The organism is Desulfitobacterium sp., assembly GCF_034927245.1.
Classification (GTDB): Bacteria; Bacillota; Desulfitobacteriia; order Desulfitobacteriales; family Desulfitobacteriaceae; genus Desulfitobacterium_A.
On the sequence record NZ_JAYFQK010000041.1, the window covers coordinates 1 to 1,510 of the forward strand.

Genomic DNA, 1,510 nt, shown 5'->3' on the forward strand with positions numbered 1-1,510 from the left:
TGCATAATCGAGGTGAACTAAATGATATTAAGTGCAAGCCGAAGGACAGATATACCGACATATTACTCTGACTGGTTCTTTAACCGAATCAATGACGGGTACGTTTTGGTGCGTAATCCGATGAACCCACACCAAATCAGCCGTATTAAACTCACGCCTGATGTTGTGGATGGCATTGTCTTTTGGACAAAGAACCCAATTCCTATGTTTGCACGTCTCGATGAACTTAAGAAATATATGTACTACTTCCAGTTTACGATTACGCCTTACGGGAGAGATGTCGAGCCAAACATCCCAGACAAAAACGAAGTCATTCTGCCTGCATTCAAAAGGCTTTCGGAAACGATAGGAGCAGACCGCATAGTTTGGCGCTATGATCCAATTATGATAAGCGAGCGGTATCCAATCGAATACCACGTCCACGCATTCGGAAAAATAGCAGCGGAGTTGCATAACTACGTCCATAAGGTGACTATCAGCTTTATTGACGAAGATTACCGAGGTGTGAAAAACAACATCAAGGAACTGGCACTACTTCCATTCCCGTCAGAAACCCAGATGGAATTAAGCGCACGGCTCGCTGAGATAGCGCATGGGTATGGTCTGACAATAGATACCTGCGCCGAGAAGATTGAATTACAAAAATACGGCATAGAACACGCCCGCTGTATCGACGACAGGCTATTTTCAAAACTGCTTTGTTGCCGTCTGAATGTTGAAAAGGATAAGACCCAGCGTCTTGAATGCGGTTGCGTGGAAAGTATTGACATTGGGATGTATAACACTTGCCGGAACGGTTGCCGTTACTGCTATGCAAACTACAGCCAGAATACGGTCATAGGCAATTTTGAAAAGCATAATCCGCTTTCACCGCTTATCTCCGGCGAAGTGGGCGAGGGGGATAAAATCAATGACCGGAGAGTCAAATCATGCAAAGATACGCAGTTGAGTCTCTTTGACCTCTAATTTAACGATTTCAAAGGACTCGCGGTTTAGGGGTATCCAGGGGTTTTATAGAATAATTATAATCGCTTGAAGCTGTTATTACTCCCGGAGTTACGGTGACAAAAATAGGACACAGGGATATTCAATCTAAAACTTTTTATACTGGAAGTAAAATATTCATGGGGCATGATGCATCTTTGTTTATTCTTGATTCTCAGAAACAAAGTTAGAAATATTGATTTCACTGCAAAAACCCCAAATTCAGAGTTTGATTGATCATTGTTGGGCTAGTCGACCCCGTTGGGGAGGTTGACCGAATGGGAGACCTCCCCCAGGGTACCATGCCGGTTATGAAGGAGCGTTTATGGATAATCAAGAAAAAGTTCAATGGCTAGGGAAAATATTATCGATTCAGCCACGTACCAATGTATGGCGTTATGTTCTCGATAATCGAACTCATTCCCACATCGGATACAACCTGTTCCTTGACGGCTCTGTTAACGGCATTAATGCTCAGTTTGCCGTAGCAATCTCCGAAAAGCAGCAACAGTGCGGCGGTTTCCGT

The 1,510-nt window shown here is 43.8% G+C and carries 1 protein-coding gene and 2 pseudogenes; all 3 read left to right on the top strand.

The window, feature by feature from the left end:
- The first annotated feature begins 21 nt into the window (after window positions 1-21).
- Complete coding sequence (locus VB077_RS10885; RefSeq protein WP_323415266.1) at window positions 22-966, top strand: DUF1848 domain-containing protein; 945 nt, start codon at window positions 22-24, stop codon at window positions 964-966.
- Window positions 967-1,061: 95 nt separating this feature from the next.
- Window positions 1,062-1,175: pseudogene (locus VB077_RS10890) on the top strand (methyltransferase type 12); the annotation flags it as partial.
- Between the two features lie 134 nt (window positions 1,176-1,309).
- Window positions 1,310-1,510 (top strand): annotated as a pseudogene (locus VB077_RS10895) (hypothetical protein); the annotation flags it as partial.

Bases quoted from the DNA above. Each gene is read 5' to 3' on its own strand.
- VB077_RS10885 (WP_323415266.1), top strand. From the start codon at position 22: ATGATATTAAGTGCAAGCCGAAGGACAGATATACCGACATATTACTCT.